Annotated in this window: 13 protein-coding genes; all 13 read right to left on the bottom strand. The window is 42.5% G+C overall.

What is annotated here, in order from left to right; genetic code table 11:
- Positions 1–2: 2 nt before the first annotated feature.
- The 13 genes from T541_RS0100415 to T541_RS0100355 all read right to left on the bottom strand — a co-directional run bounded on the left by T541_RS0100415 (position 3) and on the right by T541_RS0100355 (position 14,360).
- Complete coding sequence (locus T541_RS0100415) at positions 3–1,568, bottom strand: hypothetical protein (protein WP_026650851.1); 1,566 nt, start codon at positions 1,566–1,568, stop codon at positions 3–5.
- Positions 1,569–1,573: 5 nt separating this feature from the next.
- Positions 1,574–2,581, bottom strand: coding sequence for a glycosyltransferase family 2 protein (locus T541_RS0100410; RefSeq protein ID WP_026650850.1), 1,008 nt, complete (start codon positions 2,579–2,581; stop codon positions 1,574–1,576).
- Positions 2,574–3,755: a glycosyltransferase 87 family protein gene (locus tag T541_RS0100405; protein WP_155839434.1), complete on the bottom strand. Its 1,182-nt coding sequence runs from the start codon at positions 3,753–3,755 to the stop codon at positions 2,574–2,576. Before T541_RS0100405 ends, T541_RS0100410 begins: the two co-directional genes overlap by 8 nt.
- 52 nt (positions 3,756–3,807) lie before the next feature.
- Positions 3,808–4,998: a glycosyltransferase family 4 protein gene (locus T541_RS18320; RefSeq protein ID WP_051538006.1), complete on the bottom strand. Its 1,191-nt coding sequence runs from the start codon at positions 4,996–4,998 to the stop codon at positions 3,808–3,810.
- Positions 4,995–6,281, bottom strand: a complete 1,287-nt coding sequence (locus T541_RS0100395; protein ID WP_026650848.1) for a glycosyltransferase family 4 protein — start codon at positions 6,279–6,281, stop codon at positions 4,995–4,997. The genes T541_RS18320 and T541_RS0100395 overlap by 4 nt, the downstream gene beginning before the upstream one ends.
- Before the next feature lies 1 nt (position 6,282).
- Entirely contained in the window at positions 6,283–7,155 is an 873-nt protein-coding gene (locus T541_RS20385; protein WP_026650847.1) for a glycosyltransferase, read from the bottom strand.
- 15 nt (positions 7,156–7,170) lie between these two features.
- A complete protein-coding gene (locus tag T541_RS0100385; RefSeq protein WP_026650846.1) occupies positions 7,171–8,298 on the bottom strand; it encodes an EpsG family protein in 1,128 nt (375 codons plus the stop codon).
- Positions 8,299–9,126, bottom strand: a complete 828-nt coding sequence (locus tag T541_RS0100380; RefSeq protein WP_026650845.1) for a glycosyltransferase family A protein — start codon at positions 9,124–9,126, stop codon at positions 8,299–8,301. It lies immediately after the preceding gene.
- A 9-nt stretch (positions 9,127–9,135) separates the two neighbouring features.
- Positions 9,136–10,239 carry a hypothetical protein gene (locus T541_RS0100375; protein WP_026650844.1) on the bottom strand — a complete coding sequence of 368 codons (1,104 nt, stop codon included), beginning with the start codon at positions 10,237–10,239 and terminating at the stop codon, positions 9,136–9,138.
- Between the two features lie 28 nt (positions 10,240–10,267).
- Positions 10,268–11,674 (bottom strand): sugar transferase, encoded by a 1,407-nt coding sequence (locus T541_RS0100370; protein WP_026650843.1) that lies wholly within the window; start codon positions 11,672–11,674, stop codon positions 10,268–10,270.
- A gap of 19 nt (positions 11,675–11,693) precedes the next feature.
- The gene (locus tag T541_RS0100365) at positions 11,694–12,440 is read right to left on the bottom strand and encodes a glycosyltransferase family 2 protein (RefSeq protein ID WP_026650842.1); all 747 of its coding nucleotides are present in this window, start codon (positions 12,438–12,440) and stop codon (positions 11,694–11,696) included.
- Complete coding sequence (locus T541_RS0100360) at positions 12,440–13,378, bottom strand: glycosyltransferase family 2 protein (RefSeq protein ID WP_026650841.1); 939 nt, start codon at positions 13,376–13,378, stop codon at positions 12,440–12,442. The genes T541_RS0100365 and T541_RS0100360 overlap by 1 nt, the downstream gene beginning before the upstream one ends.
- A 121-nt stretch (positions 13,379–13,499) precedes the next feature.
- The gene (locus T541_RS0100355) at positions 13,500–14,360 is read right to left on the bottom strand and encodes a helix-turn-helix domain-containing protein (RefSeq protein WP_026650840.1); all 861 of its coding nucleotides are present in this window, start codon (positions 14,358–14,360) and stop codon (positions 13,500–13,502) included.
- Positions 14,361–14,470 lie beyond the last annotated feature (110 nt).

Raw genomic sequence — 14,470 nt, 5'->3', positions numbered from 1 at the left:
ATTTATTCAAGTTCATAGGTGGTCCACATATCCTCAGAATGAACGTACACATAACCCTCTATCCGGGGACAGCTTTCCAATATATTATCCATGGCTTCGTTATCGCAATCGTCATCCGCCATGTACAATATGATCTTATCTGCGCCTGTGACCTTTGGATCCTCAATCTTCTCAGTATTGGCAACATCCATGTAATAAACCTCGTCATACTCAAGAAGCTCATCAGTAAGTCGCCAAACGTTATATGCTGTGGCACTCTTGAACATCACAACCGCCACTTCATCCTTATTATCTCTTGCGTACTCGATCTTAGCCTTATCCTCCTCAAAAAGGAAAAGCACATTGTGATCGTACAAAAATCCCTTTAACAAGAACGCCATAAGTGCCAGCGATACACCGTACATAATCATCTTGTTGCCCACATTATCAAGCACAAGATACAGGTCATACACAAAGATAAGAATCAACAGGCCATAAATCGGCATCTCATATCTGTTAGAGGCACTTCCTACCAGAAGAGCACTCTTTGCTGTTAAAAGAAAATACACAAAAGCCGCAAATGACAATACAATGCCGCTATCGCTGATCTTCACTGACTTCTTATTATGAATGATCCTGTACATCATTCCACCAATGATGAAGAAAAGAACTATGATCAGACCGCCAGCAAAGACGTAATTATTCAAAAGTCCTACGAAAAAGGCAATTCTCATCCCTGTATCCCCTAAGGAAAACAGGCTGGAGGTGGCTTCATTACCCCTGTAGCCTCCAAGCATGTGGCGAACACTGGCAGGGTAAGTAATTACCGACAACATCAAGGAAACAGCGCAAAGCCCCGCATAAATGAAAGCCTGCTTTATTTCCTTCTTGGTACGGATCAGCCACACAAAGGTTCCAAGACCAATTCCAAAGAAAAAGAAAAGGTAAAAATATTGAATCAAGAAACCAACATATGAAACAGCCATGATAGGAATCAGGTACTTAATCATCAGGTCCTTCTTGCTGACCTTATCATAATCCTGAATAAATCTGACATGAGTATATGCACAGGCCAGAATAAACACCGTCAACCAGGCATACATCCTTATCAGCATGTTACAGGATACAGTCTGTGGGTTAAGAGCCCAGAAAACAAGAGTAAGAATCTCTACTTCAAATGGTGCTTTAAGGCGCTTAAGAAGCAGATATAGTAAGAAAAATGAAATAACAAAAGCTATTATATTAACTACTATTCCTGTCCACTTGGTAAAGACATTTGGCACCAGAGAATTGGCAGTATGAAAGATAAAATAATAGAAAGGTGGATGAACATCCCAGGACTGAACCAGCTTAACCAGCCCGTAGTTAAATCCCTCTCCTGGCTTAACTACAAATTCATCCAAAATAGTCTGTCTGTCCTGCCATTGTCTGTCTGGCTGGTATAAGCCAATGCTCCTGTTGGATGAAAAATAGGTATAATACTCATCCTCATGGAATCCAGCCTTGGAAAATCCAAAGTAGATATTCACAAAGAGAGCTGCCACCAATATTAAAAAAACTATTGTTATCTCGGATTTTTTAGTTTTCATGCAAATTATAGTCCTCTAATACGGGCATGAACCTTTCTGACAAATATAGGATTGAAGGATAACAGTTCCAGATATGCCTTCTGTTTACGAGTTAAATAACGGTTGCTTTTTATCTTTTTCCGATTATGCCTGATATATTCAGCTACCTGACAGTAAAAAGAATTGTCTTTGGTCATCTTACTGATTGGAATATGGAGAAGATAATCCAATCTCTGATAGAAGCCAAATCTCTCAGCCAGTTCCAACAGCTCTGGATGATTATCTCTGCAAAGCTTCTCTGCCACGTCAGCATTTACAACAATATCTGTAAATACAGAAGGGAAATAATCCTTGTCATCCTTATTCTTCCTGGAATTACTTCCAAGTCTATAAAATACGTGGTAATACTGATCTGGAATGATCACCAGCTTATTGACCTTCTCCAGCATATGTATCATAAGATAGAAGTCCTCATTAAGGGCCCCTTCAGGGAAAAGACAATCCTCAGTAAAAAGACTTCTCTTAGTAATCTTGGTACAAAATGAAGCATCCCCAGTATGACTAAGTAACGTTCTCAAATGCTCAACTGGAGTAATCTCTGTAATGAATGATGGTGGAATGACCACATCCGGAAGCTTTGTGCCATCCTCAGAGATCTCATCCCTTGAAATCTGCACCATGTCTGCATCATATTTAACAGCGCAGTCCATCATAGTGCTGTACATTCTTGGATCAATGTAATCATCGCTATCCACAAAGCCCAGGTAATCTCCTGTAGCATTCCTGATTCCAAGGTTTCTTGCACTACTTGAGCCTCCATTTTCCTTGTGGAAAACTTTCACATTACTGTTCTCCTCGGCAAGCTCATCGCAGATACTTCCTGTAGAATCGGTGGAGCCATCATCTACTATGATAATCTCCAACAGCTCTTTTGGATAATCCTGGGAAACACAGGATTCCACGCACTTCCTGATAAGCTTCTCAATATTATATGCAGGTATGATTACAGATATCTTCTGATTATGATCAGGCATTTACTCTTTCTCCCATACTCATCTGCTTATAAAGGTCGTATCCAAGCCAAAGGATAATGCCAAGCATTACCATACTCAGAACAACGAGATTAGAAGCGGTGATATTAGACTTAAACAAATACCTTGAATAGGTCATCAAAGTCAGAACCTGCAGAGCCGTGCATATTGTAAGTCCCTTGTAGCTAAGAACTGCGTAAACAACAGCAAGAATCTCTGGAAGGAATCCATATCTTTCGTGCATTGCCGGCAAACAGAAGCAGCAAAGCTCAGCTGTAAACAGCACCAAAGTAATCATGTGCTTATAAGTGATCTCATAGGCCTTTTTATAGGAGTAGTAAGCAATGATTCCGAATATAATAACAGTTGCTATAGTAGCCGCAGATACCAGAACCTGCCTTGTTCCCTTCTTATTCTCTGAAGAAAGAATTGTATAGATACTTGGGTAATTCATGGTAAGACTTGAGAACATCTTAACCTGATTGCCGTAGATTCCAAGGAGGTCGCCCCACTTTCTACCTGCAATAGCCGCAGGAACCATGGCAACCACGTGGATAACAGGCACCCAAAGGATATATCTGATCTTAACCTTGTTCTTAAGCCACATGATGATAATGAATGGCATAAAGAAAATTGCCTGCTGCTTAAAGCTATAAGCCAGCGCGAAATAGATAAATGCGCGGTTGTCCTTGCCCTTAATAATGTGAAGAAGGGACAAAAGAACAAAAGCAGTATAGATAGAATCGTTCTGTGCCCAGGCAGCACTGTTAAGAACCACTGAAGGAAGGAACATAACAGCTGCGAAAGCCATAAGAGCCTTGTGAACACTTCTGTTTGTAACATTGTATGCGATTCTCATAATTGTGATGGCGCATACATAATCGAAGATCACAGACACTGTCTTAACCAGGTACATATCATCAATTCCGCCACCGATATAGTGCAAAAGAACTATGATGTACTGGAACATACAGTTGTAATCGAAGGTGCTGGCATCACTTACCCCAGGCTTGATTCCCAGATATGCGAAACCGCCTGCCTGATGACACTCCTTCATCCAGTCTGCAAAGGCATAGAAATAATCTCCAGAAACCACATCATACAGTGAAAGCCTGAAGATCAGTCCCAGCGCAAAAATCACAGCAAAGAATGCCACATCAAAAAATGTGATCTTCACTCCAAAAATCTCAATTTCCTGTTGAAAAAACTTGTCAATTAATCTCATTTTCCTATTCCAATCTACTCTTTTCCTTAAGTGACCTAAGTAACCCCGCGGGCTTAATGCACTCCGCCACGCTCATAGGCCCGTCAGCACTGGGCCTTGGATTACCATTTGCATAGTACTCCTTGCAAAATCTCACCAGTTCTTTGGCAGCATTTTCCGCATTCCATTTATCAAGAATCGTATTTCTTGCTGCTTTCCCAAACTCATGGATTTTATCTCGATTTTCAAATAAATACAATACCTTCTGCTGGAAGTCAGTGTAGCTGCCGTTTTGATAGCTAAGGCCATTTACACCGTCCTGAATAAGGAACGGTACGGCTCCTGCCTCTTTGGAAGCCACCACAGCGCAGCCCTCCAGCATTGCCTCATTCACAACTGCTCCCCAGCCCTCTAAATAGTTGCTGGTAAAAAGAAATATATCAGAAGCCCCCATGTGCTGCCTTACTTCAGCGGGCTTAAGATTTCCTGTAAAGCTGATGACATCGTCTACGCCAGCCGCCTTGACCAGCACATCCAGCTCCTGTCTAAGATTGCCATCGCCAATCATCTCAATCTCAAAGTTATAGCCATTTTCCTTTAGTATCTTGGCAAGGCCTATCACAAACTCCGGGTGCTTCAGCGCCACAAACCTTCCGGCCCAACACAGCTTAATCTTGTTAGAAAGCTCTTTTTCCTTAAAAGAACTATCATCTCCCTCAGGGAAATACCCCCATTTAAGCCTCTTCCCCGGGTAAGCGTGAATCAGATTAAAATCAGATGCCACATACGCCCCAGCACAAAGCAGATAAACAGGGCTCTTACGATACTTGATGTGCTCATGATACTTGCGGATAAGGCCCTTTGGAGATATGAACTTCCACTGGCCCTCTCTGTAGATCCTCTCACTGACTCTAAAGGACAGTTTGCCCTCATTAAATCGCTGTTCTTCAAGAGACAGCAGCATTCCATCGCTCCAGCCAAAGATGGTCACATCACTTTCAAGGATCAGCTTCTCGCACTCCTCCTTGTCCTGGTAAAAGAGCTTAACAAAGGAGTACTGGGATACATCAAGCCCCCATCCCATCTGGGTACGCTTCTCCTCCATGGGCTTTGTCTGTATAAAGGCAAAGTTCACCTCATCCTTCATGGCCTCCATGGCAAGACAGAAGGGAAGCTGATGGTGATTTATGTAGTTAGAGACAAATGTAACCTTCAAGCCTTGCTCCTCTTGTTGATTTCTCTGTATATTTCAACCAATCGATTGTAGTTGGCGTCCGCATCGTGGGTCTTGCGAGCGTGCTGTCTTGCATTATCACTAATAACAGCTGATATTACTGGCTCATCCCAGATTGAACTGATGGCATTAACCATCTCGTCCACATTTCCGCTTTCAAATAAAAGCCCATCCTTATTCTCAGTAATGAGAGTTGGAATACCGCCCACCCTGGCTGCCACAGTAGGCACACCAAGAAGCATGGCCTCTCCCACGGAATTAGGCGAATTCTCCACAACTGAAGGGCAGACAAATACACTGCTCTCCAAAAACTGCTGCTTCATCTCCTCATCAGAAAGGCTTCCCAACATTGTAACCCTCTTTTTAAGCTTGTTCTTGGAGATGAGTTTCTTTATATATTTGCCATAGGCACTGGCCCTGACAAAGTATGGGTACTTGCTCTTACCCTTTCCAATAATGTTATTACCTGCCACATACAGATGGGCATCAGGATACCTCTCAAGCAGCTTAGGCATAGCCTCCAGCACAAAGTGAAAGCCCTTAAGCGGATAATCTCCCTGTGAAAGGAAGATACTGTGGGGAACCACGTTCTTCTCCTCCCACTTTCCCTTGTAGAAACAAGGTCTCATGGTTTCGTTCATAAAATAGTAGTTAGCTTCCGGATTTATTTCATTGGTCTTTTCCCTGTCAAAATCCGTTCTTCCAGTGATATTGCCTGTAAGCATGATGGCTTCCCTCTCATGCTCAGCTCTTGCAAGATATTTCTCCCTCTGCTGAATCAGAGAGTCCTCTTTGAGCCTGTCCCTAAAGGTGGCAGTATTCTGCACCTCCTCAGGAATGCCCGCCATGTAAGCCTTGGCGATCTCACTACATATTCCCTGGATCCCCAAAAGAGCTTTCTCAGGATTACCAAAGGCTCTCAGCATGGCAAGGGAATGAGGGAATTCTGCCCCGAAAATGTGCACAACATCCGGATTAAAGTCATCAAGAATAGCATGAAACCTGTTCTCGATAGTACCATCGTACTTTTCAGGATGGTCCAGATCCTCATTAAATCCATAGTAAGTAACGCCTTGAATAACCTCGCTGGAAGTAGTAATCTCCCCGGATGCAGGGAAACAGATTCCCAGCTGGAAATCAGGCTCTTTTTGACTAATTATTCTGTTAAGGCATCCTGTAAGCCAGCCCTCTCTCACTGAATAATCCAGGTCATGGGCTATGGCGTAGGCAGGAAGCATGATATTACACAGCCATAATACCTTCAAATCATTTCTCCTTATTGCCCTTAAGTCCATAGATTGCGGACTTAAGCTTGTTGTAGACTCCCGCAGTAGCCTTATTTGAGGAAATCGCAGTCCTAAGCTTAGCAAGGGTCAACACCCTTAACAGGTCATATTTTCTGATCTTGTCAGGGCTCAAATACTTAGCAATTATCTCTTTTCTCTCATTCTCAGATACTTCCGCATTCTGATCCGAGTATCCACCGCCTTCGTAGATAGATATGATCACAGGAATATAGACAGGCTCTGCCTTGTCCACATAAAAGCACCTAAGAAATTGCTCATAATCGGCTCTCACCTTGTAACTAAGATCAAATAGCTCTTTTTCTATGAGGCCCTCATCGTAAAAGCAGGCCTGATGCGACGGTACATTCCTGTAACAGGCGTAATCATCAATCTTAGGATTAGAGGATACCTTCTGCTGAGTGATCCTCTCGAATATATCTCCGTAAAAGATATATCGTCCCTGACCGCCAGTCTCCCTCTTGTAGGAAACTATGCGATCGTACACCTCCTCAAGAACCTTCTCATCCTTGAACACATCTCCGCAGTTAAGGAAAAAGACATATGAACTTCTATCTCCGATTTCCTTAAGAGTAGTAAGGGCGATGTTCATACCATCATAAATCCCCTTATCTGCGCCCTTTACAAGGATAATATCCTCGCTATCACCCTGATCCGCAGATACTGTCTGGTACTTGGCCATCAGCTCTTCTACAGAGCCATCCGTGGACATTCCATCCTTCACCAGGATTCTTACATCCTTAAAGGTCTGGGCTTTGATGCTATCCACCGTCTCCACAAGCTTATGACCAGCATTATATGAAACAACAATTATTGTAAAAAAAGCTTTTTTCATAAAAGAACTATCTCCTTAATATCCCCTCTCGGAGAGAGTAAGGGGCATCTCATGATATAAAAATGTCTGATAGGGCAGGATTCTGATTCCATCACTACCTGCGTCTTTCATATACATTGCAAAGTAAACAAGGCACCCCAGCACAACCGCCGCTGTAAGCAGCCTTTTCTTTTTATAATCCTTAACATTAAGAAGCATTGCAGGAATAAATAAAATATGAGTAACTGTCAGATAATATCCAATCCTTGAAATAATAGGAAGGAAAGAACCAAACACATACAACGCCAAAGCCAGATTGTTGCAGTTAAAGTAGAACCTGTTGGTCCTATTATCCGCGATCATATCCTTATAGAAGTAAAGGGACAATACCAAAACCAGAGCACACCTTGCGATAGACACGTAGCTGGTTCCGCCCACCAGATACTCCGTATCCTTGTAGGAAGGATAAAGAGCTACCACGATCTTAAGGTAAAAGTCCTGTAGAAACAGGCATGATACACACAGGATCCCAAGAACGCCCACCATCCATCTCTTCCAGCGAAGCCTTGCTATAGGATACAGCGCCAGCACCACCAGAACGGACTTGTGGAAAAGACATCCAATAAGAACCACCAATATGAATTTAGGCCAGTCCCGCTTTATCACAAACTTTATAGAATACATGGCCATTCCCAAAGCCAGATAATATCTGACTGTGCTTATGGACTGGAAATAGTAGCCAAGAAGCATAAACATCATAAAGCTAAGAAAGAACCACTCACTCTGCTGCCAAAGAGCCTTGAAGAAAAAAAGCAGGGTTCCAAAGGCAAAAATAGCAAACACCAGAATGAAATTCTCATAACCACAAAGATAATAAACCGCGTAGGTAAGAGCATTAAATCCGGCCTCTGTGGGAACATAAGCCCTACTGTATACAAGGTGCATGAATTCTACATACTTGGCATAGTCATTACCCACGTTGACCCTGAGAGCAGACACACCAAATAAAGCCGCAAAAAGAAACACGAGCACAATGACATTCACCATATCCTGTCTTGTAATCCCATGATCGTATGCAGCCTTAAGTCCACTTCCTGATTCAGTTTGCTTAACCATGGCGGCAAATAAAATCACCACCAGAATCAGAGTTAAATAAACAGCCATTTAAACCTTCTTTAGGCCCTTTCCATGCTTTACTCCCTTTAGCAAAATCCCAAAGCACTTGAAAAAGCCCATTTCATCACACATGTTATCGTTATTCTTAAGAAGATACCTAAGTCCCCACACAAAGGCAGCCTTTCCATAAAGGAAATGATAAAGCACTCCTCTGTCAAAAAAGAACTTCTCAGTATATCCCTTAAACCATGTTGAAGTACCTGTAGACATCTCATGGCCAAGCTCTACAGTTGTCCTATATATCTTAAGTCCAGCCTTAAGACAATCATGTAAAAAGAGACTGTCTTCGCCATTCATGTAGGGAGCTCCGCCTCCAAACAAAAGCGAATACTTAACTCCTGCCTCCTTAAGCTTATCCAGCCTTGCACAGATGGCGTAAGCTGGGTAACGACCATAGTTAAACCAGGACACTCTCTTGTAATCCTGATTCCAATAGGTTTCTCTGCCTGGCTGAGCCAGCACATTGAATAGAATAACATCTGCTTCTTTATGTTTATCGAATTCCTCCAGTATCAGAGCACTATACCCGGAGCTATAGACTATATCATCATCTCCAAACTGGATTATCTCGTGATCCGCATTATCAAGTGCTGTATTTCTAGATAAGCCCACGCCCTTCCTGTGCATGGTCACTATCCTTACAGCCTTCCCATCTATATTTTTATCTTCAACTATATCCTCTGCGCTTTCAGCTGCCTCACTACCGTCAATTACCTGATTGACTACAATAGCATCACACTCAATGCCATTGCTCCTTATGAGAGCATCTGGATCCTTATTTACTGCAGATATAAGTATTTGAAGTCTGTTCCCCATAGCTTCGTCCTATTTAAGTCCATAATAAGCTTTCATAAAGCCAGAATCCGCTCTTGAAAGCACAATTCCGATAATCTTGCAGTCATGCTTTTTAAGCTGGCTGATAATATGCTCCGTCATAGCACCATTTCTTTTGCCATAAGGAATAGCTAAGATAACGCCATCAGCTGTGCCAATCCTGCGATAATTGTCCAGAACATTTCCAGGAACTCCCATGGCTGTCACATGTGAAAGGCTCTCCTCATGTCTGCCTCCAAGTGAGTTCTTAAGGGTCTGAAGGTCCTTTTCTGAAGTATCAGCGCCCTCTACACTGTCTGTTGAAATGAAGATCACATCTCCTGCGCCATTCACCAGCTCTTCATAGGCTGCTGACAGCTCATTTCTAAAGAACTCGTTCTTTTCTTTGGAAATCTCCTTATCGAAGGTCACGCCAAGAACTGGAAGCTTGTATCTCTTTTCACAGTCCTCTTGGACATAAATGCTGCTATCAAGGGCATCTGCCAATAGCAGTGCAAAAAGAGCTATGAATCCAAGGAGCACTCCTCCAAAAACTGCAGAGATCACTGTCCTGTCAGTATAGGTCACAAGCTCAGCCTCAGATCTACTAAGCTTTGAAATATAATCAAACTCTTCACGGGTCTTACCATAGGATTCAAGGGAAGTCACCATGGCGTCCGTGATAGCCTCTGTCTTAACCTGATCATTATTGGTAACCGTGAGAACAAGAAGTCTTACATCAGAAGGGATCTCCGCTTTCACAGATGCAACAAGCTCATCCTTGGAGATATCCCCGTGGCCGCCATCAGACAGCTCTTTTAACGCAACCTTGGTAATCTCGTCGGTGGACATGAAGCTGTTCCAGGTATAAGCATTGTAGCTGTCCACATATGAAGCAGTATTCTCGTCATAAGCAAACTTCACGCTGAACTGAGAAACAGTGCTATACTGCTTGGCTGGGCCAAAGGTAACAGTAACAAGTGTGTAAATGCCAGCGCCAATCAAGGCTCCGATCACCACCATGGCTGGAATTATCCAAATCTTCCTAAGGAGTCTTAAATAAAAACTCCTTAAATTCAGCTTCTCATTCATATATCTGCTATCTGATCTGTCCATTAACTAATCCCCACAACTAATCCAATTGTCATGAATTCTTCTTGGCTGTAACCTGGTTGGAATCAACACCCTCTGTACTGTCTGGTGTAAACAGGATCTTAACTGTAAGAAGCATCAGCTTAAGATCCAGCCAAACTGAATAGTTCTCAATGTAAGTAAGATCCAGCTTGAGCTTGTCATAAGGTGTTGTATTGTACTTACCGTAAACCTGCGCATATCCTGCAAGTCCGGCCTTAACCTTCATTCTAAAGGCAAACTCAGGCATCTCCTCAAGATACTGCTTGATGATCTCTGGTCTTTCAGGTCTTGGTCCGATAAAAGACATATCTCCTACCAGAATGTTAAAGAGCTGAGGAAGCTCATCAATTCTGCAGGCTCTGATAAACTTGCCAATAGGAGTGATTCTGGAATCATTCTTGGAAGCAAGGCGGGCGACACCGTCCTTCTCCGCATCCTGTCTCATACTCCTGAACTTCATGATCTTAAACTCTCTCTGATTCTGAGTGCATCTGATCTGCTTATAGAGAACAGGTCCCTTGTCATATAGCTTGATCAGAATGGCTGTAATCAGCATTACAGGTGATGACAGCACTATGAGAATAAGAGAAAGAACTATATCGATCAGTCTCTTAATGAAACGCTGCTCAACCTTAATTGAATACTCTCTTAAAAGAAGCACCGGAGTATCAAATAAGTGAAGCTCCTGAGAGCCTTTTAAAAGAACATCTGTTATCTTTGGCATTACGTAGATTCGGATGTTTCTGGCATAGCAGTACTTAACAATTCCGTTTCTATACTGGCTTGGAACATCCCAAATAATAACGCCATCATACTCACCAAGGCACTCCTGATAAACCTTGTCAATTCCCTCAGAAATATTGATGTACTTGGCGATGTGATATTTATCTTTTCTTGAATTGAACTTCCTTGTGATGTCGTCAACAGAGTATACTCCGCTGATAAGAAGAAGCTCTCTTGGCGGGAATATGGCCATATATATGGCATTGGTGACATAAGCCCACAAGAACGAGATCAACAGCTGGATCACGAAGATCTCTAACATAGGAACCGCATCAACAAGCCAGTTCCTTAAAAGAGCTATCTGGAAATATGAAATGAAATTCACCATAAAGAGGGCAAAAATCTGTGAGAAGAACACATCCATTGGCTTTAAATAGCCAATCTTAAGACCTCCATAGGTGTTTGAAAAGAACAAAAGCAAAATGAAATAGATACCAAGAATAAGCAGATGGCCTCGGAAATAGAGCTTAAGTCCATTACCAAGATTATAACCATCTACGCTGGTACGCTGCGCTGATACTATAGGATAGTAGGTGTTAAACCAGAACCAGGCATAGACCGCAGTCTGCATGCATAGTCCCAAAAATCCCAAGATAAGAACCAGGATTCTTTTTACTGATTCCACGTGTTTCATAAATATCCCCTTTACGGCATCAAAGTCTTCTTAAAGTCGCTCTGATTGCCCATCCTCCGAAATAATATAAAGCCTGTATCCCCGATAACCCTGCTATATTCCTGTATAAGAACCAAATTCTCTTAATTGCCAAAAACTTATTTGAAGATAAAGACTTAGGTGGTCTCCTGTAAATAGCCAGATTCTCATCAAGGCCATAAGCAGTATAACCACTCTTTAAAATACGCCACCAGGTGGCTGTGTCCTCACTGGGAACCCTCGGCATATGGATGATCTCCATGTCGATCTTCTCAGTGTCAAACATAACTGTAGTAGTAAAGATAACTGTTCTGGAAAGAGCCTGCCTGAAATTCAGGGTCTTCGGCGCATGGACGATCTTTCCTGTAGGATTGGCTTTATCATCGCCAAACTCATAGGAGTGGAAGCTAAAGGCCGCTCCGGTCTTCTCCATGAAGGCGATCTGCTTCTCCAGCTTATCCTCTTTCCAAATATCATCAGCATCCAGAAAAGCTATATACCTTCCTGCAGATGCGTCAATTCCTGTGTTTCTTGCAGCGGCCGCGCCTTCGTTTTTGCTCTTTTTAATGAGTCTGATTCTTTTACCCTGGGCCTTGATCTCTTTCTCAATAACAGAGCTACTGCCGTCGCTTGAAGCGTCGTCAACAAGTATCAGCTCCCAGTCCTTGTAAGTCTGAGCGCTGACCATTCTAATGGTTTCCGCGATATATTCTGCTGCGTTATAAACAGGCACAATTATACTGACCATCAGATTTCCTCTTTTACAATGTACATAGGACGTTCCTTGACCTCAAGGTAGGTCTTGGATAAGTACTGTCCCACAATTCCCAGGCAAAAGAGCTGTACACCACTTACAAACAGGATAATACAGATCGAAGAAGCCCAACCTGTGGTGCCATTTGGGTCTCCCATAGTAACCTGTCTGACAATAACTACGATAATAAAGATAAATGCTATAAAGCAGAACAACACACCCATAAGGGAAGCAAGAGCCAGCGGAACTGTAGAAAAGGCCACAATTCCATCAAGGGCATATACAAAGAGCTTCCAGAAGGACCACTTGGTCTCTCCCTTCTTACGCTCAATATTCTCAAACTCAAGCCACTTGGTCTCAAAGCCAACCCAGCCAAAGATACCCTTTGAGAATCTGTTGTATTCCTTAAGAGAAAGGATAGAATCCACAAAGGCTCTGGTCATAAGTCTGTAATCACGGGCTCCATCAACAATCTCAGTCTTACTCATCTTATTGATAAGTCTGTAGAACATTCTTGCAAAGAAGGATCTGATAGGAGGCTCTCCCTTTCTGTCCACTCTTCTGGTGGCTACGCTGTCATATCCTTCTTCCACTATACATCTGTACATCTCTGGTAAAAGAGCTGGCGGATCCTGCAGATCGCAGTCCATAACCACCACGTAATCGCCCTTTGCATTCTGAAGGCCAGCGTAGATTGCTGCCTCTTTTCCAAAGTTTCTTGAAAAGCTGATGAGATGTGCTCTCTCATCCTTCTGATGAAGTTCTTTTACTTTTTCAACTGTTCCGTCCTTGGAGCCATCATTAATGTACAAAATCTCTATATCAACGTCATGTTCTTTGAAGAATCCTTCTGTCTTCATGAGTTCATCATAAAAATCAAATATATTGTCGACCTCGTTATAGCAAGGCACAATAACGCTTAACAGCTTCATCGCCATTATTTCTCCTCTTCCGTAAATATAGCGCCACATACTTAGCGCCATTCTACCCAATATTCTACACTTATTCGCCTAGTGTTTCAACTTTGTTGGCTATGCGAACGGTCTACTGGGATCACCTCCATTGGGACCTATAATCCATTGGACTTATGCCTTCTATCTGTTTAAATATTCTTGAGAAATAGTAGAGATGAGAAATTCCACATTCGTTTCCTACTTCCTCTACGGTCATTTCGGTGAAACGGAGGAGCTGTTTGGCGTGGGTAATTCTTGTCATAAGCAAATAATTAATTATCGATGTGCCAAACTGATCTTTAAAATTTCGAGACAAAGTATACTTATTAATCAGGAATTGATCCGCAAGATTATCTAGGCTTATCTTCTCTTTGTAATGAGAATCAAGATATTCTTTCAAAGAAAAGGCTGTTGTCGAGCTCTTTGACAGCGCCTCCGCCTCTGGATTCCAGGAGAAGGACATAAGGAATGTTAAAAGAGCTGACAATTCCTGGTTGATTCTGATGTCTCTGATGTAGTCCGTGGATCCTGCCACTCTGTTAAGTCTCTCCCAGATGGATGTTGGCTCTTTTAACCCGTTGGGCTTAAAGACTGGCTGGCCACCGCGCTCTAAGTATTTCTGATAAATTGGCAGGACGTTCTCTCCATTGAAGTGGATCCACTCCAGTTCCCAGAGTTCTTTACTGGTTCGATGGGAGTAGGGCTCCAGGCAGTTGATGAAGACGCAGTCTCCCTGGGTCAGGTTGTATTCCTTGGAACCATAGTCCAGAACACCGCTTCCGCTCTTTACATAAAAGAACAAAAAAGAAGCCAGGTTTTGACGTTTACTGGTGTGCTGTTTCTGGGCTTTAAGTCTGCCAATTTCCTGCAAATAGATGAGATTATTTTTAGCAAACTCCGATGGAGTGTACAAAATTCTATCTGATGATACGTATTCTCCTTGAAATAGCTGCTCACTCATGATCATATCTCCTTCCCCCAAAGTATAATCCCATGGTCAAGATAATGCAAACAAAAGGCAAGAAAGTGAATTTTCTTAGTCTCAACTAGTGTTATAATAATCAAAGTAAG

The organism is Butyrivibrio proteoclasticus P6B7 (genome assembly GCF_000622085.1).
Lineage (GTDB): Bacteria > Bacillota > Clostridia > Lachnospirales > Lachnospiraceae > Butyrivibrio > Butyrivibrio proteoclasticus_A.
This window is presented reverse-complemented; position numbering and strand designations above follow the sequence as displayed.

What these genes read in the sequence shown, in the direction of transcription:
- T541_RS0100360 (WP_026650841.1), bottom strand. Translation starts at nt 13,378, where the DNA reads ATGAAGCTGTTAAGCGTTATTGTGCCTTGCTATAACGAGGTCGACAAT.
- T541_RS0100385 (WP_026650846.1), bottom strand. Translation starts at nt 8,298, where the DNA reads ATGGCTGTTTATTTAACTCTGATTCTGGTGGTGATTTTATTTGCCGCC.
- T541_RS0100370 (WP_026650843.1), bottom strand. Translation starts at nt 11,674, where the DNA reads ATGAAACACGTGGAATCAGTAAAAAGAATCCTGGTTCTTATCTTGGGA.
- T541_RS0100365 (WP_026650842.1), bottom strand. Translation starts at nt 12,440, where the DNA reads ATGGTCAGTATAATTGTGCCTGTTTATAACGCAGCAGAATATATCGCG.
- T541_RS0100375 (WP_026650844.1), bottom strand. Translation starts at nt 10,239, where the DNA reads ATGGACAGATCAGATAGCAGATATATGAATGAGAAGCTGAATTTAAGG.
- T541_RS20385 (WP_026650847.1), bottom strand. Translation starts at nt 7,155, where the DNA reads ATGAAAAAAGCTTTTTTTACAATAATTGTTGTTTCATATAATGCTGGT.
- T541_RS0100410 (WP_026650850.1), bottom strand. Translation starts at nt 2,581, where the DNA reads ATGCCTGATCATAATCAGAAGATATCTGTAATCATACCTGCATATAAT.
- T541_RS0100415 (WP_026650851.1), bottom strand. Translation starts at nt 1,568, where the DNA reads ATGAAAACTAAAAAATCCGAGATAACAATAGTTTTTTTAATATTGGTG.
- T541_RS0100380 (WP_026650845.1), bottom strand. Translation starts at nt 9,126, where the DNA reads ATGGGGAACAGACTTCAAATACTTATATCTGCAGTAAATAAGGATCCA.
- T541_RS0100355 (WP_026650840.1), bottom strand. Translation starts at nt 14,360, where the DNA reads ATGAGTGAGCAGCTATTTCAAGGAGAATACGTATCATCAGATAGAATT.